This is a genomic window from Glutamicibacter creatinolyticus, from assembly GCF_006094275.1.
In the GTDB taxonomy this organism is placed as follows: domain Bacteria; phylum Actinomycetota; class Actinomycetes; order Actinomycetales; family Micrococcaceae; genus Glutamicibacter; species Glutamicibacter creatinolyticus.
Genome location: NZ_CP034412.1, coordinates 1371195 through 1394298, shown reverse-complemented (window position 1 = coordinate 1394298; position 23104 = coordinate 1371195). Strand labels below are relative to the sequence as shown.

General features: G+C 58.8%; 19 protein-coding genes and 5 tRNA genes. 3 read left to right on the top strand and 21 right to left on the bottom strand.

Annotation, left to right across the window (positions count from 1 at the left end):
- Positions 1-23: 23 nt before the first annotated feature.
- Positions 24-755 (top strand): IclR family transcriptional regulator, encoded by a 732-nt coding sequence (locus tag GcLGCM259_RS06300; protein ID WP_138926093.1) that lies wholly within the window; start codon positions 24-26, stop codon positions 753-755.
- Positions 756-813: 58 nt separating this feature from the next.
- On the opposite strand, the gene thiL is transcribed toward GcLGCM259_RS06300, so the two are convergent.
- The 15 genes from thiL to GcLGCM259_RS06225 all read right to left on the bottom strand — a co-directional run bounded on the left by thiL (position 814) and on the right by GcLGCM259_RS06225 (position 12674).
- Complete coding sequence (gene thiL, locus GcLGCM259_RS06295; protein ID WP_138926092.1) at positions 814-1830, bottom strand: thiamine-phosphate kinase; 1017 nt, start codon at positions 1828-1830, stop codon at positions 814-816.
- Between the two features lie 7 nt (positions 1831-1837).
- Positions 1838-3481 (bottom strand): GTPase, encoded by a 1644-nt coding sequence (locus GcLGCM259_RS06290; protein ID WP_138926091.1) that lies wholly within the window; start codon positions 3479-3481, stop codon positions 1838-1840.
- Positions 3478-5247, bottom strand: a complete 1770-nt coding sequence (locus GcLGCM259_RS06285; protein ID WP_138926090.1) for a dynamin family protein — start codon at positions 5245-5247, stop codon at positions 3478-3480. The genes GcLGCM259_RS06290 and GcLGCM259_RS06285 overlap by 4 nt, the downstream gene beginning before the upstream one ends.
- A 93-nt stretch (positions 5248-5340) precedes the next feature.
- Positions 5341-5413 (bottom strand) — tRNA-Glu (locus GcLGCM259_RS06280).
- 45 nt (positions 5414-5458) lie between these two features.
- Positions 5459-5531: transfer RNA gene (locus tag GcLGCM259_RS06275), tRNA-Glu, on the bottom strand.
- A gap of 45 nt (positions 5532-5576) precedes the next feature.
- Positions 5577-5649: transfer RNA gene (locus GcLGCM259_RS06270), tRNA-Glu, on the bottom strand.
- A 45-nt stretch (positions 5650-5694) separates the two neighbouring features.
- Positions 5695-5767: transfer RNA gene (locus GcLGCM259_RS06265), tRNA-Glu, on the bottom strand.
- Positions 5768-5815: 48 nt separating this feature from the next.
- Positions 5816-5887, bottom strand: a tRNA-Gln gene (locus tag GcLGCM259_RS06260).
- A gap of 69 nt (positions 5888-5956) precedes the next feature.
- Positions 5957-6340: an HAD family hydrolase gene (locus tag GcLGCM259_RS06255; RefSeq protein ID WP_175419347.1), complete on the bottom strand. Its 384-nt coding sequence runs from the start codon at positions 6338-6340 to the stop codon at positions 5957-5959.
- 17 nt (positions 6341-6357) lie between these two features.
- Positions 6358-6678, bottom strand: a complete 321-nt coding sequence (locus tag GcLGCM259_RS06250) for a hypothetical protein (protein WP_175419346.1) — start codon at positions 6676-6678, stop codon at positions 6358-6360.
- A 106-nt stretch (positions 6679-6784) separates the two neighbouring features.
- Positions 6785-8290, bottom strand: coding sequence for a glutamate--tRNA ligase (gene gltX / locus GcLGCM259_RS06245; protein WP_138926087.1), 1506 nt, complete (start codon positions 8288-8290; stop codon positions 6785-6787).
- Between the two features lie 147 nt (positions 8291-8437).
- The gene (locus GcLGCM259_RS06240) at positions 8438-9202 is read right to left on the bottom strand and encodes a fumarylacetoacetate hydrolase family protein (protein WP_138926086.1); all 765 of its coding nucleotides are present in this window, start codon (positions 9200-9202) and stop codon (positions 8438-8440) included.
- 8 nt (positions 9203-9210) lie between these two features.
- On the bottom strand, positions 9211-10317 hold the full coding sequence (gene galE / locus GcLGCM259_RS06235; RefSeq protein ID WP_138926085.1) for a UDP-glucose 4-epimerase GalE: 1107 nt from the start codon (positions 10315-10317) through the stop codon (positions 9211-9213).
- A 79-nt stretch (positions 10318-10396) separates the two neighbouring features.
- A complete protein-coding gene (locus GcLGCM259_RS06230; protein WP_138926084.1) occupies positions 10397-11491 on the bottom strand; it encodes a branched-chain amino acid aminotransferase in 1095 nt (364 codons plus the stop codon).
- Between the two features lie 124 nt (positions 11492-11615).
- Positions 11616-12674, bottom strand: a complete 1059-nt coding sequence (locus GcLGCM259_RS06225; RefSeq protein WP_138926083.1) for a 3-isopropylmalate dehydrogenase — start codon at positions 12672-12674, stop codon at positions 11616-11618.
- A gap of 222 nt (positions 12675-12896) precedes the next feature.
- Here GcLGCM259_RS06225 and GcLGCM259_RS06220 point away from each other — a divergent pair, with 222 nt between their 5' ends.
- Together GcLGCM259_RS06220 and GcLGCM259_RS06215 are read left to right on the top strand one after the other, a co-directional pair.
- A complete protein-coding gene (locus GcLGCM259_RS06220) occupies positions 12897-14036 on the top strand; it encodes a sensor histidine kinase (protein WP_246049807.1) in 1140 nt (379 codons plus the stop codon).
- 75 nt (positions 14037-14111) lie between these two features.
- Complete coding sequence (locus GcLGCM259_RS06215; protein WP_425459799.1) at positions 14112-14732, top strand: LuxR C-terminal-related transcriptional regulator; 621 nt, start codon at positions 14112-14114, stop codon at positions 14730-14732.
- A gap of 88 nt (positions 14733-14820) precedes the next feature.
- Here GcLGCM259_RS06215 and metG read toward each other — a convergent pair whose 3' ends face one another.
- The 6 genes from metG to GcLGCM259_RS06185 all read right to left on the bottom strand — a co-directional run bounded on the left by metG (position 14821) and on the right by GcLGCM259_RS06185 (position 23059).
- Positions 14821-16371, bottom strand: a complete 1551-nt coding sequence (gene metG, locus GcLGCM259_RS06210; protein WP_138926080.1) for a methionine--tRNA ligase — start codon at positions 16369-16371, stop codon at positions 14821-14823.
- A gap of 57 nt (positions 16372-16428) precedes the next feature.
- The gene (locus tag GcLGCM259_RS06205) at positions 16429-17442 is read right to left on the bottom strand and encodes an NYN domain-containing protein (RefSeq protein ID WP_138926079.1); all 1014 of its coding nucleotides are present in this window, start codon (positions 17440-17442) and stop codon (positions 16429-16431) included.
- Between the two features lie 108 nt (positions 17443-17550).
- Positions 17551-18735, bottom strand: coding sequence for a non-hydrolyzing UDP-N-acetylglucosamine 2-epimerase (gene wecB, locus GcLGCM259_RS06200; protein WP_138926078.1), 1185 nt, complete (start codon positions 18733-18735; stop codon positions 17551-17553).
- 30 nt (positions 18736-18765) lie between these two features.
- Positions 18766-19998: a UDP-N-acetyl-D-mannosamine dehydrogenase gene (gene wecC / locus GcLGCM259_RS06195; RefSeq protein ID WP_138926077.1), complete on the bottom strand. Its 1233-nt coding sequence runs from the start codon at positions 19996-19998 to the stop codon at positions 18766-18768.
- Positions 19999-20120: 122 nt separating this feature from the next.
- Positions 20121-21818: a glycosyltransferase family 4 protein gene (locus tag GcLGCM259_RS06190; RefSeq protein WP_175419345.1), complete on the bottom strand. Its 1698-nt coding sequence runs from the start codon at positions 21816-21818 to the stop codon at positions 20121-20123.
- Positions 21819-21877: 59 nt separating this feature from the next.
- Positions 21878-23059, bottom strand: a complete 1182-nt coding sequence (locus GcLGCM259_RS06185; protein WP_138926075.1) for a glycosyltransferase family 4 protein — start codon at positions 23057-23059, stop codon at positions 21878-21880.
- Positions 23060-23104: the final 45 nt, after the last annotated feature.

The window sequence follows — 23104 nt, the reverse complement described above, 5'->3', positions numbered from 1 at the left end:
ATTGAGATGGAAGGATGTCTTCCATGACAACTAGCAGCGGTGTCGGCGTGCTGGATAAGGCCGTCGCGATACTCAACGCCCTGGAACAGGGCCCCTTCTCCCTGGCCCAACTCGTGGACGCTACCGGCATCTCCCGTCCCACGGTTCACCGAATCGCCCAGTCGCTGGCTCATCATGGCTTGGTTGGGCGGGACATGCACGGTCGTTTTGAACTCGGTGACCGACTGGTTGAATTGGCTGGGGCAGCGGGTGAAGATCGATTGGTCACGGCGGCCGGCCCGCTGTTGGTTCGGTTACGTGACCAGACCGGCGAAAGCACCCAGGTCTTCCGCAGGCAGGGGGAATACCGCGTATGCATTGCCAGTGCGGAGCGTCCGGTGGGACTTCGGGACACCATCCCCGTCGGTACGCAATTGTCCATGAAGGCAGGTTCAGCGGCCCAGGTGTTGTTGGCCTGGGAAGACAACGAGCGTCTGGTCGACGGGTTGCGCAGTGCCCGTTTCACTCCCACCATTCTTGCCGGGGTGCGCCGCCGCGGTTGGGCGCAGTCGCTGGGCGAACGCGAACCGGGTGTCGCCTCGGTTTCGGCGCCGGTCCGCGGACAGTCCGGAAGGGTGATCGCCGCCCTGTCCATGTCCGGCCCTATTGAGCGTCTAACCCGTCAGCCAGGCAAGATCCACCACGAGGCGGTCGTCCAGACGGCCGACGAACTCTCGGAGCTGTTGCGCGTCCAGGAGGACGCACCTGCTTACTAGCAGCACCCGGCAGCAGCATTCGGGGCAGGCCAGCGGTTATACCTGGCGCTGTGACCGGTCAGGAAAAGTGGTCAAACCCTTCGCTGGTGGACATTTGCTCCCCATCAATGGTGATGGCGGTCCCCTTGCTGCCCGTCGTTGCGACCTTTCCGATGATGCTGAATTCCTCCGGAATGGTGGCATCCTTGGGGAAGGTCGCCAGCAATCCGAAGTCCTCTCCCCCATACAAAACCCACTGCATGGCTTCCTCACCCAGGAAGTCGGCCGCTGGCTGCAGCCGGCGGGCGAAGTCGGCCAGTGGCTGGGAATCCAATGCGAGTGTCACCTCGCTGGCGGTTGCCAGACGTTGGGCATCAATCATCAGGCCGTCGGAAAGGTCAAGCATCGCGGTGGCACCGGCTTCGGCTGCCCGCGGACCGGATTCCAACGGTGGCACCGGGCGGCATTGGCCCTGCACCACGCGGCGCAGAGCACGGCTCCACGAGTGCTCGGAATCGGGTTTGTCCAGCAGCGCCAGGCCCGCCGAGGCCATACCAACCCGGCCAGCCACCGCCACGACATCCCCCGGCTTCGCGCCGCTGCGCAGCACCCGTCCCTTGCTGGTCTCTCCGAGCGCAGTGGTGGTGACGGAGATTTCCTTGGACAGCCCCAGGTCTCCACCGAGTACGACGATCGGGTGTTCGCTCAGCTCATGCAGTGCCTGGGCGAACCCGCGGGCGAAATCCTCAACCCAACCGATGCTCGTCTCGCCGGGCAGCGATAGGGAAATGACCACGCCGGTGGGTTGGCCACCCATGGCATTGATGTCTGAGAGGTTCTGGGCGGCAGACTTCCATCCAATGTCAAAGGCCTCATGCACCGCGCCGCTGGGCCATTTCAGCCGAAAATCCTGGTCCTCGACGATGGTGTCCACGGTCACCAGGACTTCACCGGTGCGGATCTGCAAGACGCCGGCGTCATCCCCGGGGCCGAGCACGACACCCTGGGATTTGAAGATGGGGAGAATGACTTGAAGAATTCCGCTTTCGCCGATGTTTGCCACGGTGCGTTCGGAAGTCTGTACGTGATCAGTCACTCTAAACCTATTGCACTCTCTTTGCTGCTTGGCGAATCATTCCGGCGAAGCTGTTGTATCGATCCACGTGTTCCCCTGTTGGATCCACGACTTCCTGCCGCACGACCTGCGCTACTGACTTGTTCAAGTTCCCCAAGGCTTTCTTGCGCTTGATCCTAGCGAGTAGCCGATTGAAAATCGAGCCGCCAAGGCCAAGCACAATACCTACTAGGATACCGCCGAGCAGCAGCAGGGTGGGAATCGCAATTCCCTCAATTCGTGGTGGTTCGGGCAAGGAGAACTGCATGAACTGGGCGGCAGCCAGCGCGCCGAGCCACAGGGCACCTGCAGCGGCGAGCACAACGCTTACCCATTGCAGGATTTTGATCAGCGGCCACCACCAGGAACCTTTTTCCACTCCCAGCGGCGTCGAGGCAATCGCCAGGTCGATTGGCCCTTCCATCCGCTCTCCGGCCTCCGACATGTCATCCATCAACGGTTGGCGCCAGCTTGGCGGCATCGGCTCGGTGGCCTGGTGAACATAGCCTTCCACTGCCCGGTCAACCGCGGCCACCTCCCCCGCGGACAGTTCTGGCCGCGAGGTCAGGGACAGGTCGCTAGGTTTCTCGTTTCGGCCCAGATTCATTCGCTGCAACGGGTCGTTTCGCAAACGGGTGAGCCAGGACGTCAACGGCCAGCCAGTACTCTTGGCGGCCCGCAATCGGTAGGACGTGCCCACCGCGTCAGCGATTCTCTCGGTTCCGTGGGCCGCAGCCACGCTTCGCTCCAGCTGTTGTTGAGATGATTTTCCCGGTAGGGAAACCCGGGAGGCGGGAAGCTCCTCCTCCAACTGCCGGGCAATGGCGTCAACATCGTTGCGAATCCGCTGCGTTGCCAGTTCATGCCGTCGCATGACGGTGACAATCTGGCTTCGCACTTCCTCTACGCCTTCCCCGGTCAATGTTGAAGCCACCACGACTGGCACGTCCTTCAGCCCCTGGTCCTTCAGCAGGTTCTTCAGTGAGGCCAGGACGTCCTCCCGGTCGGCTGGTGAGAGGGTGTCGATTTGGTTCAGCACCACCATCAGGTTGCCTGCTTGGGCGCCCAGGCTGGACAAATAGCCGTGGTGGATGCTGGCATCAGCGTACTTTTGCGGATCCAGCACCCAAATGAGAAAGTCCACCTGCCCGGCAAGTCGTGCGGCGATCTGGTGATGTTCAACGGAGGTGGAATCCATGTCCGGCAAATCCAACAGCAGTAATCCGCTGGTGTGCGCCGCCTTGCGGCTGGAGGCCGCTCCCTGCAGCGGTTCAGTCATACTGTGGCGTTCTGGAACTTGCAGCCAATCGAGCAGTTCCGCCGCGTTCTCCGGCTTCCATACGGCGGCCACCGCAGCGCGGGTGGTGGGACGTACCACGCCGGTCAGCGCGATGTCCTTCCCAACCAGGGCATTGAACAAGCTGGACTTGCCGCTGCCGGTGGCCCCGAAGAGTCCGATGACGGTGTGCTCGGCCGACAGTTCTCGCCGTGCCGCTGCCTTGTCCAGCACAGCCTGGCTCTCCTGGTAGTGGACTGGATCCATAAAGTCGCCACCGAGTTCCAGCGCCTGGTTCAAAGCATTGATCTGTTCGGTCAGATTTGATGCGGCACGCTGCCGTTTGCGCTCGCTCAAGAATTTCCTCCGTCCCGCCCCAGCACGCCGATTTGTTCGGCCAGCTCACTGGCAACACTTTGCTCTAGGACATGCTCTGTGGCGCGGGTGTAGTTCCCCTCGTAACGTTCTATCAGGGCGCGGCAATGTTCCTGGAGCAGGACGCTCGCCCGCTGTGACATGCGGCGCACAGCGTCTTCGCCGAAGATCGCCTCCAGCAGCTTTTGCCCAACGACTGCAGAACCGCCGGCGATTCCCACTTCCAGCCCGGTCAGGCCGGCGGTGGAGGCGAAGACCACCACCATGAGCGCTACCGCCAGCCCGTTGACCCCGAAGGCGGCGATACGCGCGGTCTTGCGCTTGCCGGCGCCTTCCTTGCGGATCATATCCAGCACATCCCGCTGCCAGTCCCGGATCGTTCGCGCAGCATCCTCGGGAAGATCCGCCGACGGACGGGGAGAGTCAATATCCAGCAGCAGTTCGGTGCCCAGTGCGGAGTCAACCCACCGCCGGTCCACGTCCTGGCATGCCTTGGTGATTTCATTGACCAGCACCAGGTGGAGTCCGGTCTCAATAGCGCTCTCCACCTTCTTGGGGGTCGGTGGTCTTCCCGTAAAGAAACCGGCAACACGATCTCGGACCCGGCCCACGGTCCCCTCAAGACCACGCATCAGCTCCCCCGCACCGACAAAGTCCTGCCATCTGGCCAGGATTTCGCCACGCAACAGGGAACCATCGTGCAGCGAGTCCTGGGTTCGCTCCAGGGCCAAGGCAAAGCGTTCCCCGACATACTCCTGAAGCGCTCCTACTTCCCTATCCTGCTCATGGGCTGCGGCCACCAGGGTGTCGAGGTCCTCCGCCAACTGCTCCAAGGCACCGCGTAGGGTTTGGGCCGCTACCCTCCGGCGCTCGGCCGCATCGGCGGCCAAGGACTGCAGCCAAGCTCCAAGCTGCTGGACTTCTCCGTAAGGAATCAGCCCCTCTTCGCTCAGCTCCGCTTCATGGATCACCTGCAACAGCTCCGGGTCAATCCCGTGGGCCTCCAGCAGGGCTGCCAGCTCAGGCACAATTTGAGACTCCGCACCATGCGGAACCCGGTTCAGGATCACCGAAACCGTCACCGAGCGGCGCCCCGCGGATTGCAGCAGCTGCCAGGGGACGGCGTCCGCGTAGCGGTTCGCGGTGGTGACAAAGATCCAAAGGTCCGCCGCGTTCAACAGCTGGCCGGCCAGTTCACGATTCTCATCCGCAATGGAATCAATGTCGGGAGCATCCAGTAGCGCCAGCCCCGATGGAATCCGTTGGTCGGCCACTAAGAGCAGTGCATCTGAACGCTGCAGACTTGAGGCGTCCTGGTACCCACTGCCGGTCAGCCGGGTCAGGGAGGGCAGGATTCTTGAGCCGGTGAACCACTGGTGGTCATCTGGGTGATGCACCAGCAAAGGCGTGCGGGTCGTGGGACGCACGGCCCCGGTACGGGTAACCACATGTTGAAGCAGTGAATTGACCAGAGTCGACTTGCCAGCCCCGGTGGAACCACCGACCACGGTCAGCAGTGGCGCGTGGGCATTGCGGGCCCGAGGCAGGAGATAATCACCGATCTGGTTCCTGATCGCGGTTTTAAGTTCCCCGGGATCCCCGGTTCCCCACCGATAGCCGTGCACGAACATCAGCCGAGCCAGGATGTCCTCCAGCCCCACCAAAGTCCGCTCCAGCGCACTGGCTTGTCCTTCAGTGCTGTTCGGCTGCGGCTCTGGGTTCGGGCCAGTGGAAGATATCGGATCCATATGCCCATCTTGCCCGAAAGTGAGGTCAGGGCAAGAGGGCACACGCAGCGGGTACAACAAAAGCCACGGTTTCCCGTGGCTTTTGTTCATGCGTGACCCCAGCGGGATTCGAACCCGCGTTACCGCCGTGAGAGGGCGGCGTACTAGGCCGCTATACGATGGGGCCGCAAAACCCCGATGCCTCGGGGAACCTAAGATGAAGAAAAACTTGTGACCCCAGCGGGATTCGAACCCGCGTTACCGCCGTGAGAGGGCGGCGTACTAGGCCGCTATACGATGGGGCCGCAAAACCCCGATGCCTCGGGGAACCTAAGATGAAGAAAAACTTGTGACCCCAGCGGGATTCGAACCCGCGTTACCGCCGTGAGAGGGCGGCGTACTAGGCCGCTATACGATGGGGCCGCAAAACCCCGATGCCTCGGGGAACCTAAGATGAAGAAAAACTTGTGACCCCAGCGGGATTCGAACCCGCGTTACCGCCGTGAGAGGGCGGCGTACTAGGCCGCTATACGATGGGGCCGCACGCTAAGAACTTCTTCTTAGCTCACCAAATAAATTTGGTGAAGCGCTGGGATACCAGGACTCGAACCTAGAATGACGGAACCAGAAACCGTTGTGTTGCCAATTACACCATATCCCATTGTGACCTGCGGCTTTTCGGAAAGCTCAGCTTTTCGAACTTTCCTGTTCGCCTCAGCACGAGATATAACTATACCGGCGTTTTCGGGAAGAAACAAATCGAGGGTGCCCCCGCTGCCCGAGCCGCCAAATCCCTTGAATTCTCGCGGATTTCAGGGGTTAGCTCGGTCAGATTTTCCACCCGCGCCGATTCGAAATTCTTGTGACGTGCCCCACGATCCAGCAAGACTGCCGGCAGTCCGGCATTCCTTGCCCCCACCACATCGTTTATGGCGTTTTCGCCCACGTAAAGGGTCCTGCCCGGATCGGTTCCCAATTGCTCACAACCGGCCAGGAAGGGAGCTGCATCAGGCTTCGGGGCACCGGCGGTATCCGAACCGATAGCCACTTCGAACATGCCCAGTCCACCGAGCCTCAGCTTCTCACGCTGATACGCCTCAACGTTGTTGCTCACGGCACCGAACGGGATCCCTAGAGCCGAGATAGCGTCTCAAGGTGCTCGTGAACGTCTGAGAAGGGCTTCCAGGCGCTTCGAACATAGGATTCGTAGCTTTGCACCCAGCCTGTCAGTGCCAAGGCATCTGGCGCCGGAACTGAAGCGAGGTCATACGCCCGCTGAACGCGCAGAATACGTTGTTCAGGAAACGGCAATTCTCCGGCCATGTAGCGCCCATAGGCGCGGGCCCCATCATCGGCAAAGTCGCCAGCAATCTGTAGCCGCAGCGCGTGGTCCACGACGCAGAAATCGTCGTGGACCATTGCCCGGAACCCGTCGACCGCAGCATGGCGCAAATCGACGAGCGTATCGTCAATATCAAAAAAACGCCCCCGACGACTCCCGAAAGAACGGGAGTGTCGAGGGCGTCAGCTGTTTCAGCCGCAGTGGCGATAACCGTTTCTATCGGCCTTCGCCAAAAGCCCGAAGCCGGTTGAGGCTTGATTCCCTGCCCAGGATCTCCATGGATTCAAACAGCGGCGGTGAGACCTTCTTGCCGGAGACCGCCACGCGGGCCGGACCGAAGGCATGACGCGGCTTCAGCTCCATCTGCTCGACGAGCTTTGCCCGCAGAGCTTCCTGGATTGCCGCTGCACTCCACTCGGTGAGCGGCTCCAGTGCCTGGATGGAGGCCTGGACAACCTCGCCAAGATTGGCCGGCATGCCCTTCAATGCCTTCTCATCCACGGTGATCTGCTCGTCGGCCAGGAAGAGGAAGGCCATCATGTCGGCCGCTTCTCCCAGCAGGCCCACGCGCTCCTGGACCAGTGGTGCTGCAGCATCCAGGATCTGTGCCTCCCGCTCGCTCAGTTCCTCACCGACCAGGCCCGCAGACTGCAGGTAGGGCACAAGCCGGTCCCTGAAGTCCTGCGGCTCCAGCATACGCACATGGGTGCCATTGATGGCTTCGGCCTTCTTCTGGTCGAAGCGTGCGGGGTTGGAGAGCACGTCCTTCACGTCAAAGGCCTCGATCAGCTGCTCCCGGGTGAAGATGTCTTCATCCGCGCTCAGCGACCAGCCCAGCAGTGCCAAGTAGTTCAGCAGCCCTTCGGGGATAAAGCCGCGTTCCCGGTGCAGGAAGAGGCTGGATTCCGGATCACGCTTGGACAGCTTCTTGTTGCCCTGGCCCATGACGTAGGGCAGGTGACCGAAGCGCGGCATGTACTTGGCGACGCCAATGTCATGCAGCAACGCGTAGAGGGCGATCTGGCGCGGGGTGGATGAAAGGATATCCTCGCCACGCAAGACGTGGGTGATCCCCATTAGGGCATCGTCCACCGGGTTCACCAGGGTGTAGAGCGGCTTCCCATTGGCGCGCACCACCACGAAGTCCGGGACCGAGCCCGCCTTGAAGGTGATTTCCCCGCGGACCAGGTCAGTGAAGCTCAGATCGGTGTCGGGCATGCGAACGCGCAACACCGGCTCGCGGCCTTCTGCCTTGAACGCGGCAACCTGCTCATCGGTCAGCTCGCGGTCAAAATTGTCGTAGCCGAGCTTGGGGTCACGACCGGCAGCTCGGTGGCGGGCCTCAATCTCCTCCGGGGTGGAGTAGGACTCGTACAGATGACCGGCAGCGCGCAGTTTGGCAATGACATCCTGGTAGATGTCGCTGCGCTGGGACTGGCGGTACGGCTCGTGCGGTCCGCCGACGTTCACCCCTTCATCCCAGTCGATGCCCATCCAGTCCAGCGCGTCCAGCAGCTGGTTGTAGCTTTCTTCGGAGTCGCGGTTGGCGTCGGTGTCTTCGACACGGAAGATCATCTTGCCACCGGTGTGCCGGGCGTAGGCCCAGTTAAACAGCGCGGTGCGGATCAAGCCTACGTGCGGAGTGCCGGTTGGCGAGGGGCAAAAGCGAACCCGGACGGGAGTGTCATCGGTTACTGCGGGAATCAGCGATAGATCAATCATGATGACTTCATTCTATGCCCACTTCTACGGGCCGCTCCATTCAGCGCTAGAAAGACCGCAAAGAGAAGCAGGACCTCTAGTTATCCAACCTAGAGGTCCTGCTCAAACTCTTTACTAACCGCGGTAAAGCGAAGACAGTTTCAATTCTCAGCGCCGGAAAATGTTGCCAAGACTACCGATTTCTTCGACCTCGACCTCGACGCGGTCCCCTTCACGTACCTCGCCCACGCCGCCAGGGGTGCCGGTCAATATCACATCACCCGGCAACAGCGTGAAGGCTTCAGAAGCTCGGGCAACAAGTTCGTGAACTGACCAGATCAGTTCGTTCGTGGACCCGTCCTGCTTCACCTCACCGTTAACCCTGGTGACAATCCCGATGTCGTCGGGATTATCCAGCTCGGTCTCGATCCATGGGCCCAGGGGGCATGAACCGTCAAAGCCCTTGGCGCGAGCCCACTGCAGGTCGCTGCGCTGGGCATCCCGGGCGGTTAGATCGTTTGCCGCCGTGTAGCCGAAAATAACTTCGGGCACTTTTTCCACGGGAACGTCTTTGCAAATGCGTCCGATCACCACGGCCAGCTCCCCCTCAAAGGAGACTTCGTCGGAAAACGAAGGAAGCGTGACCGGTTCATTGTGTCCCACCACGGAGGTGTTGGGCTTGAGGAACATGATCGGCTCCGGCGGTACCTCATTGCCCAGCTCTTCAGCGTGTTTGCGATAAGTGCGTCCGAAGGCCACCACCTTTGAGCGAGGAATGATGGGGGCCACCAGGCGGATATCATCGAGCTTGTGGCTTTGTCCGGTGAGTTTGATGCCTTGGAAGAAGGGGTCGCCCGCCAGGGTGTGGACTTTTTGCTCTTCAATAACGCCGTACAGCGGGTCAGCGTCTACTACGAATCGTGCAATGCGCATTGCTTTACCTAGTTACTTTCTTTGGCGTTCTTGGGATCTGAGACGCGTTGCGCCGCCAGAAGCATCTCGTTATTTAGCTGCTCATCCGAAGGTGAAGAGTCCTCTTCCGGGAAACCGGTGGGATTGTTCTCCTGCCAGCGCCACATGTCGCGGACCATCTGCTCCAATCCACGCTCGGATTTCCAGCCCAGCTCGAGCCGCGCCTTAACTGGATCAGCATAGTTTTCAGCGACATCCCCGGGCCGACGCTCAACGATTTGATAGGGAATGTCTTTCTCCGCTGCCCGCCCAAAGGCCTCGATCACCTCCAGCACACTGGAACCTTCACCCGTCCCCAAGTTCCAGACAAAAGATCCGGTGCGGTCTGAAAGATAGTCCAGGGCAGCCAGGTGTCCGGACGCCAGGTCGACGACGTGGATGTAGTCGCGCACGCCGGTGCCGTCCACAGTTGGATAGTCTCCGCCGAAGACGTTGACCTGCTCACGGCGTCCGATCGCTACCTGTGCTACATAGGGCATGAGGTTGTTCGGGATTCCCTGAGGATCTTCCCCGATACGACCCGACTCGTGGGCGCCTACCGGGTTGAAGTAGCGCAGGGCGGCAATGGACCAACGCTCATCTGCCGCCGCAAGCTCTTCAAGCATCTCCTCGATGTGAAGCTTGGTGCGCCCATACGGGTTGGTCGCGCTGCGCGGGGTGGACTCCACCAGGGGAAGCTCGGTCGACTCGCCGTACACCGTGGCCGACGAACTGAAGACCAGCTGACGGCATCCGGAAAGTTCCATGGCGTCCAACAGATTCAAGGTGCCGGTGACGTTGTTGCGATAGTACATCAGTGGCTTTGAGACCGACTCACCGACGGCCTTCAATCCGGCAAAATGTATTACTGCATCGGGAGCTGCTTCAACGACAACCTCGTTTAGGCGATCAGCGTCCAGCAAATCAACGTTGAAGAAGCGAGGAGCCCGACCGGTGAGGGCAGAGACACGACGCAGTGATTCAGGCGAGGAGTTGCTGAAGTTGTCGACAACGACCACCTCGTGCCCTTCTTCGAGCAACAACAGAACGGTGTGGGAGCCGATGTACCCAGCTCCACCGGTGACAAGTACGCGCATCGTATTCCTTTAGCTTCGCGGACGAACGGCTCGGACTTCAAGGAAAAGCCCGAGCCATTCTATCGATACTGCCTGCTCGTTACGCCAGCTGCTCCAGCCAGCCGTGACGGTCTTCCACGGTTCCCAGCTGGATGCCCAGCAGTTCTTCACGAATGGCCATGGTGACTTCCCCGGCAGCGGCCTGAGGGTCCCCAATAACCTCATCCCCATTCTTCAGAACACCGATCGGGGTGATCACGGCCGCGGTTCCGCAGGCGAAGACTTCGCTGATGTCACCGCTGTTAACTCCTTCACGCCATTCATCCAGGGTGATGGTCCGTTCCTCGACCTTCATCCCGCGGTCCTCGGCGAGCTGCAGCACCGATTCACGGGTTACGCCCTCCAAGATGGTTCCAGTGAGCGCCGGGGTGACCAGTGTTCCATCCTTCATGACAAAGAACACGTTCATTCCGCCAAGCTCTTCGACGGCATTGTTGTTGAACGGGTCCAGGAAGAGTACCTGCTTGCATCCGTTGGCCTCGGCTTCCATCTGGGCGACCAGGGAGGCAGCGTAGTTGCCGCCGCACTTGGCATTGCCGGTGCCGCCGCGACCGGCGCGCGCGTACTTGGTGGAGACCCAGATGGACACCGGCTTCAGCTCGCCGCCGAAGTAGTTTCCGGCCGGCGAGCAGATTACGCGGTAGGACACTTCGCGTGCTGCCCGCACCCCAAGGAAGGCCTCGGTGGCGATCATGAACGGGCGAATGTACAGCGACTCGCCTTCTTCGGAAGGAACCCACTGCACATCCGCCTTCACGAGTCTGCGCAGGGACTCCACAAACAGTTCCTCGTCGAGCTGCGGGAGAGCCAGACGGGCCGCGGAGCGGTTGAGGCGTGCGGCGTTCTTGTCGGGCCGGAAGGTCCAGACGGTGCCATCTGCGTGGCGGTAGGCTTTCAGGCCTTCGAAGATTTCCTGCCCATAGTGCAGCACCGAGGCGGCCGGGTCCAGGGCAATGGGCCCGTAGGGTTCAATCCGTGCATCATGCCAGTTGCCGCCCTCGCCATTTTCGCTGGCGGTCCAGTCAATCACGGCGGTGTGATCCGTAAAGAAGTCACCGAAACCCGGGTTCGCCAAGATGCGGGCGCGCTCTTCGTCGGTGGCGCGATTCGTTGAGAGATGTTCGGTGAATTCCATATCGACCTAGGACTTCCTTACTTCGGTGACGAAAAACGGGTGCCCACGCCTAAAGCGGAACACCCGTTCGTGGTTGCGCCCATCAGGGAAGATTCACTTCGCCAGCTGGGCTTCTATGTGTAGCTTATGCCAGCAGTGACACAATTGCATCGCCGATTTCGGCCGTGGTGCGCTGATCGGTCAATTCCTGCCGTGAGGTGATCTCTTTTTCGACAGCCTGCTCAACAGCGGCCGCTTCCTTGGATAATCCCAGGTGGTCAAGCATCAATGACACGGACAGGATCGCTGCCGTGGGATCGGCCTTCTGCTGCCCGGCGATATCCGGCGCAGAGCCATGCACCGGCTCGAACATCGAGGGATAGGTCCGGTCCATGTTGATGTTGCCGCTGGCGGCCAAGCCAATGCCCCCGGTGATGGCACCAGCCTGATCGGTAAGAATGTCGCCGAAAAGATTGTCGGTGACAATGACATCGAACCGCGAAGGGTCAGTGGTCAGGAAGATGGTGGCGGCATCCACGTGCAGATAATCGTGGGTCACCTCCGGGAAGTCCGCCGCCACGACCTCGACCGTACGACGCCACAAATGTCCGGCATGTACGAGGACGTTGTGCTTATGCACCAGTGTTACGTGTTTGCGGGGGCGGGCGGCAGCTCGGGTGAAGGCATCACGCACCACGCGCTCCACGCCATAGGCGGTGTTGACCGAGACTTCGGTGGCGATTTCATGGACCGTATTCGTTCGCACCGATCCCCCGTTGCCGACATACGGCCCCTCGGTGCCTTCCCGCACCACGATGAAGTCAATGTCGCCAGGATTGGCCAGAGGACTCTCAATTCCCGGGTACAGCTTGGCTGGCCGCAAGTTCACAAAGTGATCGAGGGAAAAGCGCAGCTTGAGCAGCAGTTCACGTTCAATAAGCCCGGAAGGGATGCGGGTATCCCCCGGCGCGGCACCGACGGCTCCGAAGAGGATGGCGTCGTGCTTCTTGATTGACTCCAGGGTTTCTGTGCTCAGGCTTTCCCCTGTGGCCAGCCAGTGCTCGGCTCCCAGTGCGTAATCCGTGAGTTCGACCTGTGTGGCGCTGGCGCTGGTGGCAACTTTCAGAACCTTAACGGCTTCGGCGACAACCTCGGGCCCGATGCCGTCCCCGGGTATGACTGCAATCTTCAATACGTTTCCCATGTTTAGATCCTAACCGGAGGAATCCACCATGTGAGAAGTCGTCTCATTATATGAACTCAGCTGTATTCTCCTCTCATTTTCAACCCTGGGCATGAGGTCTGCTCTGCTTCTGTTCAGTACCCTGAGAGGAACAGTAGGAAAATCACGAGTGGGCACCTTTTCTTGGAACTCTTAAGTCTTCACCGGCGCATCGATCAGTGGGTGCGGGACAACCCGTATCGCGTGGACGCCATTGCCGGGTCCTTCTACACACTCTTCTGCGTAGCCGGCAGCTTCGGCCTGGTCTACGGAGTGGGAACATCCGTTGTTGTTCTGATTGCGTTCCTACAGTCGGCGCCGCTGATTGTCCGACGACGCTTTCCCTGGCCAGCCACTGTAGTTGTCGTTGTCGGCCACCTTTTGCAGCTGTTGCACGGCAACTACTTTTTGCCCTCGCAATTTTCAGTGCCAATCCTCGTCTACACCATGGCCAAATACGGCAAGCGCTGGCAGTCGCTGACCACTCTGGGCATAGGGATCTGCGGCGCGCTGGCGGCAACTGTGCGGATGTTCTCCAATCTGCCCTATGCTCAGCCCCTCTCCTTCGACACCTTCGTATCCTTCGTGGGGCTCTCCTTGATTGTCCTGGTCTCCTGGACGTTTGGTGACTTGGCAAGGACACGCAGACTGACAATGGATGCCCTGCGCGACCACGCCAAGCGGCTGGAACTGGAACGCCAGTACGAACGTGACTTGGCGGCCTCCGACGAACGAAACCACATTGCCCGTGAAATGCATGACATCGTGGCCCACTCACTGTCGGTCATCATTACCCAGGCCGACGGTGCACGTTATGCCGCCGCAAAGGATCCGCAGGTCGCCATCGACACGTTGAAAACCGTCGCCGACACGGGGCGTTCGTCATTGCGGGAGATGCGGCGCCTGCTCGGAGTACTCCGAACGGGCCACGGAGCAGACAATCGGCCACTGCCCACGCTGGCAGATATCCCTGATCTAGTTGGCACCGTCAGGCGCACGGGCTTGGAAGTGGGTTTGGCGTTGCAGGGAACGCCGCGACGCTCCCTTCCCGCTGGCGCAGAGCTCACCGGGTATCGCTGTGTGCAGGAGGCTCTGACGAACGTAGTCAAGCACGCTGGCGCCAGCGCGAGCGCCGAAGTTTCCCTCTCCTGGGGAACACGAGGCCTGGATATCAGCGTTGAAGATGATGGACGAGGTGCCGGAGCCCTATCCAGTGAAGGTACCGGACAGGGGTTACGAGGTATGGCCGAGCGAGTTGCCCTATACGATGGGGAATGCGCGGCTGGCCCGAAACCGGGTGGAGGTTTCAAGGTCTCAGTTTTCATCCCTTACTCGGAGGACTAAAAACACGTGGGCGATACAGAGCAAATCAAAGTCGCATTGGTTGATGACCAGCTGCTGGTGCGTAGCGGCTTTCGAATGCTGATCAACTCCCAAGACGACATGCAAGTGATTGCGGAGGCCGCCAATGGCCGGGAGGCGTTGGCGTCGACGCTGTTGGCTACCGCTGATGTGATCCTCATGGATGTACGAATGCCGGAGATGGACGGCATAGAGACCACAGAACACCTGCTCCACGGAGAAAAGTACCCGGGAGCAGCTCCGAAAGTCATCGTGCTGACGACTTTCGATATGGACGAGTACGCACTCAATGCCATTCAGGCCGGCGCCAGTGGGTTCCTGCTCAAAGATGCCCCTCCGGAGGAACTTCTGGAGTCGATTCGGACTGTGAATCGAGGTGATGCCGTGATCGCACCGTCCACCACCCGACGGTTGCTAAACCACATGGCGCCGATTCTAAAACGCAATTCGCAGCCGAATGCCAACTTGCAGGCTCTCGTTGATTCCTTAACCCGACGCGAGCGCGAAGTTTTCGAAATGATCGCCGCCGGACGATCGAATCCTGAAATCGCGCAAGATCTCTTCCTATCTGAAGCGACCGTGAAGACCCATGTAGGACATATTCTCTCTAAGCTCGGAGCGCGTGATCGGGTTCAAGCTGTCGTCATCGCCTACCAAACCGGCGTGGCTACTCCCTGACGGTGGTGGTTCGTGGCTATGTAAATCGCAGTCCCTAAAGATCCAGCCCTGGCACATGTGCCAGGGCTGGATCTTTAGCTTGCGGAGTTTACTTGGGCTCTTCGTACCTCGGGAACACCGGGCTCGGTGCCGGCAACTCGGTCCCCGGAACGAGCGCCTTGTCGAAGTTCTCAAAGGTGCGGGCAGATCCGCTACCCACAGCCAAGAGATCTAGCATGGCCGTCATAGTTTGGGGCAGTACCGGCTGCAGCAGAATGGCCACCTGACGGACCACTTCGAGGGTCACGTAAAGCACCGTCTCCATGCGCGCCGGGTCGGTCTTCTTCAGCTTCCACGGTTCTTGTTCCGCGAAGTAGGCGTTGGTATCGCCCAGAACATGCCAGATCGCTTCCAGAGCGCGGCTGAACTCCTGCCGTGCGAAGTAGTCACGAGTGGTGTCCAAGAGCGCCGCGGCGGCTTCCAATTCGGCTCGGTCAGCATCGCTGAACACCCCTGGATTCGGTACCGCTCCCCCACAATTCTTGGCCACCATGGACAGTGAACGCTGTGCCAGATTTCCGAAGTTGTTGGCCAGATCGCTGTTGATTCTCGCAACGATCGTTTCGTGGTTGTAGCTGCCGTCGGCACCGAACGGGACTTCACGTAGGAAGAAGTAGCGTACTTGATCGAGCCCGTACTGCTGGACAAAGTCATCCGGGGAAACGGTATTACCCAGTGACTTTGACATCTTCACACCGTTGTTGTGCAGGAAGCCATGGATCATGATGCGCTTCGGCAACTCCAGCTTCGCGGACATCAGAAAAGCAGGCCAGTAGATGGCGTGGAAGCGAGAAATGTCCTTACCAATGACATGGACATCGGCTGGCCAGAACTTCTTGAATGAAGCGGCCTCGACATCAGGGAAACCGGCACCGGTCAAGTAGTTGGTCAGCGCATCCACCCAGACGTACATGACGTGCTTGTCATTACCGGGAACCGGGATGCCCCAGTCGAAAGTCGTGCGTGAGATCGAAAGGTCAGTCAGCCCACCTTCAACAAAGCGGATCACTTCATTGAAGCGAGACTTGGGAGCACCGAATTCTTCCTGCTCCGCGTAAAGCTTCAGCAGCTTCTCCTGGTACTTGGAGAGGCGGAAGAAGTAGGACTCCTCCTCGGTCCAGGTGACCTCGGTATCGGTTTCAACGGCGTAGCGAACCCCGTCTTCACGCAGTTCGGTTTGTTCCTCCGTGTAGAAGGCTTCATCACGCACCGAATACCAGCCCGCATAGGCATCGAGGTAGATATCTCCGTTGGCTTCCATACGGCGCCAGAGTTCCTGCGCTGCAGCGTGATGATCTGCATCGGAGGTGCGGATGAATCGGTCGTAACTGATTCCCAGCTCATCATTCATCGCCTGGAAGGCATCGGAATTACGCTGGGCCAGTTGGGCCGGCGAGATGCCTTCACGCTCAGCCGTCTGCATCATCTTCTGGCCGTGCTCATCGGTGCCGGTCATGAAGAAGACGTCGTATCCGTCCAGGCGCTTGAAACGCGCCATGGCATCGGTGGCTACTACTTCATAGGCATGACCAATATGAGGCGTGCCATTCGGGTACGAAATTGCGGTGGTGATGTAATAGGGTTTCTGCTGCGAAGTCACGTTAGTAATTTACCTTAGTTACATGGTTGTTCAGGAGTCAGAGACGTTGTCTAGCTCTTAGGTGTACTTGTCCAGAGAACTCCAGAATGCTCCGCGCAGGACGCGACGGATTTGCTGTTGGTCGGTTTTCCATTCACCGATAACTTGGGCACAGTCCTTGAGCAACGTCCGATCGATCTCGGGGGGCAGCTGGGGTCGATCGGCCATGAGCTCCACCAATTCAAGTTGCGTCGTGCTGGCGAGCCAGGAATTTGCGACGTTGGCACCAATTTCCTGGGCAACAGCCATTTCTTCTTGCTCATACGCAGCTTTGCCCTGGAAACCCGACTTTTCACCGCCGCTAGAGTAGATGACTTCTGACTCCGCTATCTGTTCCCGCTCTTGCTCCTGGCTGACGTTCTTCAGTCTCTGCGCCATTATCGCAGGGGTGGGAGCAGCGGGCTTCGCTTCTGATGCCACTGTTTCGGTGGGAGCGGCCGCGATCGTCGCGGACTCGGACGCGTGGTGATCGTCCCACTCAATGACTTTGGTAAAGGAACTGTCCAATAGCTGGTCAGGGATTGTCTCAATGGCGTCTGCGGTCAGTGCCAAATGCTCTGCGACTGAGGCCACTCCCAAACGGCTCTCGTCACGCCGCACTCCCAAGAGGATGACCTTCATACCAAGATCCTGGGCCTCTTCGACCGCTTCAGCAAGGTCGTCGTCTCCCGAAACCAGATAAGCAACGGATGCGGCGCCATGACGTGCAACGCCGACAAGGTCCAGCGCCAGACGCAGGTCCACGCCTTTCTGCTCGCCGTTATAGGAGATACGGCCAAGTCGGACCTTGACACCGGGAATGAACCCAATGCGTTTGTGCTGCTCTGTAAACAACCCATCCTTAGAAGCGTCGTACCAATAGACACGCAGATTATTCAGGCCCGTATTTTTCTTGACGGTCTGGACTATCCCCTTGATCAGGGCTTCATAATGAATAGTAAACGCGGATCGTAGCGTGGTGCCCGCAGCGCGGTGTCCACCTAAGGATAGAAGAAAACCTGCATCAATAAATATGGCCGACTGGTTCATCATACGTCGATCCTACTAAGCGGTACCAGTGAACGCTGTCTGACCCCTCCGGTAGGAAAAGGAAAGGAGTCCGAAATCGTAAGATTTCGGACTCCTTTCCCTGCGATCGTGCTAAATGCTGGCCGCTCGCATCAGGTCTTCCGGATCCGGCAACTTCGAATCAAAGTCCTCCATGCGGATTCCCACGCCAAGCAACTCTGCGATTGCTGCAACGGTTCGTTCAGAGGCCCTGCCGTCACCATAAGGGTTTACTGCGTTGGCCATCTCATTGTAGGCGTCCTGGTTGTGCAGGAGTTCGGTTACCGACTCGAAGATACGCCCCTCGTTGGTGCCGATCAGCTTTACGGTGCCTGCCGCGACTGCTTCGGGCCGCTCGGTGTTCAGACGCATCACGAGAACCGGCTTACCGAGGCTTGGTGCTTCCTCTTGCACTCCCCCTGAGTCGGTGAGCACTAGCGTTGCGGCATCAATGATGCGAGTGAACTCACCATAGGCCAGCGGCTCGGTTAGGGTGATGTTCGACAGACCGTCAATTTCCGGTAATAAAGCTTCACGCACAGCAGGATTGCGGTGCATTGGCAGGATAAATTCGACATCCGGCTCAGCGGCGGAAAGCCGAGCCAGCGCCCGACCGATTCCGCGCATCGTCTCGCCCTGGTTTTCACGACGGTGTGTCGTCACCAGAACAATGCGCTTGCCCGAGTTTACAAGATTCTCAAGTTTGGGATCAGAAAACGGAACTTTTTTCTCCACCACGGTCAGAAGAGCATCGATCACCGTATTGCCGGTGATGACGATATCGTTCTCGCGGAAGGTCTCTCGTACCAAGTTGTTCTTGCTCAGCGAAGTTGGCGCCAGGTGTAGGCTGGCGATCTGACTCGTGAGTTTGCGGTTGGCTTCCTCGGGGAACGGCGAGAAAATGTCGTAGCTGCGCAAGCCTGCCTCAGCATGGACGACGGGAATGCCGCGGTAGAAAGCGGCAATGGCTCCTGCCGTGGAGGTGGTCGTGTCGCCCTGAACAACTACGGCATCCGGCTTCTCCTTTTCGAAAATCTCATCCAACCCGCTGATGGTTTTCGTCAAAAGACCGTTGAGGGTCTGACGCGGTTGGATGACATCAAGGTCATAGTCGGGGGTGATGTCGAACAGTTCATTGACCTGATCGAGCATCTCACGGTGCTGACCAGTAACGGTTACGACACATTCGAAACCTTCGGAGTCCTTGAGCGCCTTCACGATTGGGGCTACCTTGATGGCTTCAGGACGTGTGCCGTAGATCGGCATGATCTTCTTCATGGGGATGATTACCTTGTCGTCTAAGGGGCGTTAGCGCCACAGACCGCGCGTATCAACAACAGCTTTTCCTGCCAGCGCGGTCGCAGGAACAGCCTTGAACTGGTCGTGATCGACTAGAAGCGTAACAACGCTCGCATCCTGCAGGGCGTCCTCAGTGGACACCATGGTCAAGTTGGAGATATCGCCCAGCTGATTGGGTAGCACTTCTACGTGCGGTTCAACAGCTAGGAACTCGACGTCTGGATTGCCTTCTGCCAACTTTCGGGTGATAGCGATCGCCGGCGATTCTCGCATGTCATCGATGTTGGCTTTGAAAGCCAGACCCATAACGGCTACCTTGCCGTTGAAGTCCTCTGCCTTGGTGGCCTCCTTGACCTTGTTGATGACCCAGTTGGGCTTCGCGTCATTAGTGTCTCGCGCCATTTTGATGAGACCGGACTCTTCAGGAGCTGCCGCAACGATGAACCACGGGTCAACAGCGATGCAATGTCCTCCCACACCCGGACCCGGCTGCAGGATATTGACACGCGGATGACGGTTAGCCAGATTGATCAGTTCCCAGACATCGATGCCTAACTTGTCGGAGATGACAGAAAGTTCGTTAGCGAACGCGATATTGACATCCCGATAGGAGTTTTCCACGAGCTTGGCCATTTCGGCCGTCTTGGCGTCAGTGGTCAGGATGGCAGCCTCGCAGAAGGTTTCGTACAGTTCGCGGGCCTTATCAGCGGCTTCCGGCGTGATGCCGCCGACAATACGATCGTTGGTGACCAGCTCTTCCATTACGTACCCGGGAAGGACACGCTCCGGGCAGTGGGCAATCAGCAGGTTGTCCTTGGACAAATCTGGGCGCTTGGAAAGCAGGTAATCGGCCATGTGCTCGGTCGCGCCTGGAGGTGAAGTCGATTCAAGGATGACCAGCTCCCCACCTTTGAGCTTCGGGGCGATCCCGTCGGCAGCGGCTTCAATGTAAGAAAGGTCTGCCGAGTGGTCCTCGTTGAAAGGCGTGGGCACAGCGACGATGTAGGCCTCGGCTTCAGGAGTCTCAAAGCTTGCACTCAACGTACCCTGCGAAACGGCCTCGGCGACAAACTCGCCCAGAGCCGGCTCGACAAATGGAACTTCGCCCTTGTTGACAGCTTCAACGGTACGAGGCGAAACATCGACGCCCTTTACCGTAATTCCCTTGGATGCCAGGATCGCGGCGGTGGGCAAACCAATGTAGCCCAAACCGATAACGGCAACTTCCTTTATGCTGTTCACTAAAGTCGCTTTCTCTCAGGTGCGTGATTACGGCCGCCGCAACGGCTATCCAATGATGCACGCTCGGCTCAGGGATCTGTCAGCAGGGCCGTAAGAACCTTATCGCAATTCAGCCCTGCAGGTCACGAGGGTTTACTTATTAGGTTCTCGTAGATCTTGCTTAAACGATGGGCATTCGACGACCACGTGCGCGTGCGAAGAACGAAGTCACGGCCTGCGCGCCCCATGCGAGCTGCCTGATCAGAGCGCAATACTAAATCCGAAATGGCTGCCGCCCAAGCGTCGATGTCCTCAGCTTTGATCAGGTGACCATTCTCACCGTCTCTGATCAGTTCTCCAAGAGCAGGAAGATCAGATGCTAGCACGGGAACACCGCTGGCAAGAGCCTCTACTGGTTTGAGCGGCGTCACGGACCGAGTCACGGCCAGGTCCTGGCGAGGAACAACGAAAGCGTTCAGGCTGGCATGGTAGAGATTCGTTTTTCCCCTGGGCACACGTCCCGGAAAGCGGCAGATTTCCATGATTCCCAGTTCATGAGCGAGGTTCCGTAAATTTTCGCGTTCAGTTCCATCTCCAACGATGAGCACTCGTAGCGAAGGGTGGGACGGCATGAGTAAAGCAGCTGCCTTCAGTAGTGTGTCTAGCCCTTCGTAAGGGACAAGGCTGCTGACGGTGCCGACATAGAAGGCTTCGGGCTCCAAGGATACCTGAGCCCTGGCGCTGAGTCGTGGTACTGGCTCTTCAAGGAACTTGTCTCCAATTCCGTTAGGAAGAACCGTGATCTTATCTGCTGCCACACCGGCCGCGACGAGATTATGTTTCATGCGCTCGCCCAGGGTCACCACATGGTCCGCCGCTTGGGCCGCCTCGGCTTCGCGTGCCTGGAACAGTCGGTAGCGTTCGGAGCTCTGTGCAGACGCCGGGCGCGTCGAAGCCCAGGTGTCGGCCAGCTGACCGCGCACTTCGTAAACCCATGGCAAGCCGGCCGCATCGGCAACCGCACGAACAGATACCGCGTTGCTGAAGTCCGTGGTTGTGTGCAGTACCGACGGTTGAGATTTGGCGACTTGCTTCATCAGTTCATCGGTCTGTTGCCTGAGTCGACCCTTCATGTCGGTACGTGCCGGAAAGGAGAATATACGTTGATAGGTGACCGCGTCGACGGTTTCCCGCGTTGGTGCCAGCAGATGCCCAATACTCGCTGGGTAATTTATCCTGGTTGCCACCGACGCACGCCAGCCAGCTTGAGGAAGCGACGCAACTATGGAATGGGTGCGTTGAGCATAACCACTGCCCGTATACGGCAACGAGTTTGTGGCAAAGTACAGTACCCGGTTGTTGCGACTGCTAGCTGGGTTTTCTTGTGGCTCAATAGCTGGCTTCCACCCCGAGAGGACTTGCAATTCGCTTTCATAGTGGCGCAGTTGCCGAGAGGCACCATTGCTTGAAAGCACTTCCATGGCGTCTCGCAGGTCACCCATATGCCACGCGATACGGGCCCGGACACGGGCCGTCGCTCGGTCAGTGCCAAGCTGATCGAGGATACGCTGGGCAGGGTCCCACTGGTGGAAGGCAATGCAGACATTGGCCAGCACGAGCCCATCAGAAGTTTTGCGCTCGATATCTGCTAACCAATGTTCGGCCTCCGCGAGTACGCGGCCGGTATCTTCAGCAAGCACACTTTGCAGTACCTCACGTCGGGTTTTGCTCATCGGCACGTATACGACGAATCGAAAAATCCGCCGTAGGAACGGATTCTTGAATTTCCGCACAACCTGCAGGACGAAAAAGCTTGGATCGTCCGTGATATTCGCGTACACCAAACCAACGGTATTGACCAGATTGTGGAGGGTGCTCCGTGGGTGAAAAGGCATCGTCTCTACTTCGATTCTTGATGGCGGTCAGTCAACCTTTTGAGTTCTCGGAGGTATTGCTGCCCCAGGGTGGGCAAGGCCGCATTTCGGCGCACCCACTGGGAACCGGCGAGTCCTATCGTCAACCGACTACGTTCTGAGTACAGACTCAAAAAGTGTTCGGCCAACGCCTGGTGAGACTGCTCAATGACGTGACCTGCCCCCGAGGCACGGATGATCTCCGCTGCTTCGCCTTTCACCAGGCCGGTAATGTGGCGATCCAAGAACAATAGCTCGTAGAGCTTTGACGGAATGGTGTGTTCAAAACTATCCCAGTCCGAACGTAAGGTGACTAGACACGTGTCGGCCCAAGCGTAATTGTCCAGGACGCTAGGACCATAGACTGGATCCCTGAAGTCGACATCAACGCCGAGTCCGGCAGCAAGTTCTTGCAAAGTGTTTTTCTCGGTCCCCTGACCGACAATTCGAAGCTGTACTTTACCCTCTGCCAAGGCGGCAGCGCGAATCACCAGATCGAGGCCTTGGCTCCTGCCGAGGTTTCCCAGGTAGAGTACACGCAGCTTCTCGCCACGTTGCGTTGCCAGCAGTTCCATGCCGTATCTGTCGATGTCAACGCCGTTTGAAATAGTGATTGCTTTCCTTGCGCCCCCGGAAGTAAGTTTTCGCGCGAGGCCCTCGGATACAGTGACAACAAGATCACTGCGATGGATCATGAATGTCAGAATTCGAGAGACCAGAGGCTCCAGCCAGGCAGTGCGGAGAACTTGTGAATCCTGTAGTAGGTCGGGCCAAGCATCACGAAGGTCTACGACAAACGGTGTTCTGCGTATTCGGCTGATGAGGTACCCCACGGCGAGGGTGGGAATCGCCGGCACAGTGGCGATTACGACCTGCGGCTTCGGTGTTCGGAGTGCTGTGGGAATACTGCGCAATGCATCTATCGCATGCTTGAGCAGCTTGCCCACCATGGTGCTGGGCTTGCTGATGGAAGGGTAGCGGTACATCGTCACACCTGTTGGAGGTGCTAACTGTTGCGAAATTCTGATGAGATTCTGATCGAACACTTCCGGGGCCACCACGTCAATCTGGTGACCATCAGATGCAAACTCCCGGGTGAAGACGCTCCACCGCCTTTGAGGGGGAGAGATATCTGGCCAAAAGGAATGCGTCAGCAGAAGTATACGCACCCGCTACATTCCCTCCCCACTGCTTCCCCGCCGTCAGCCGGATTC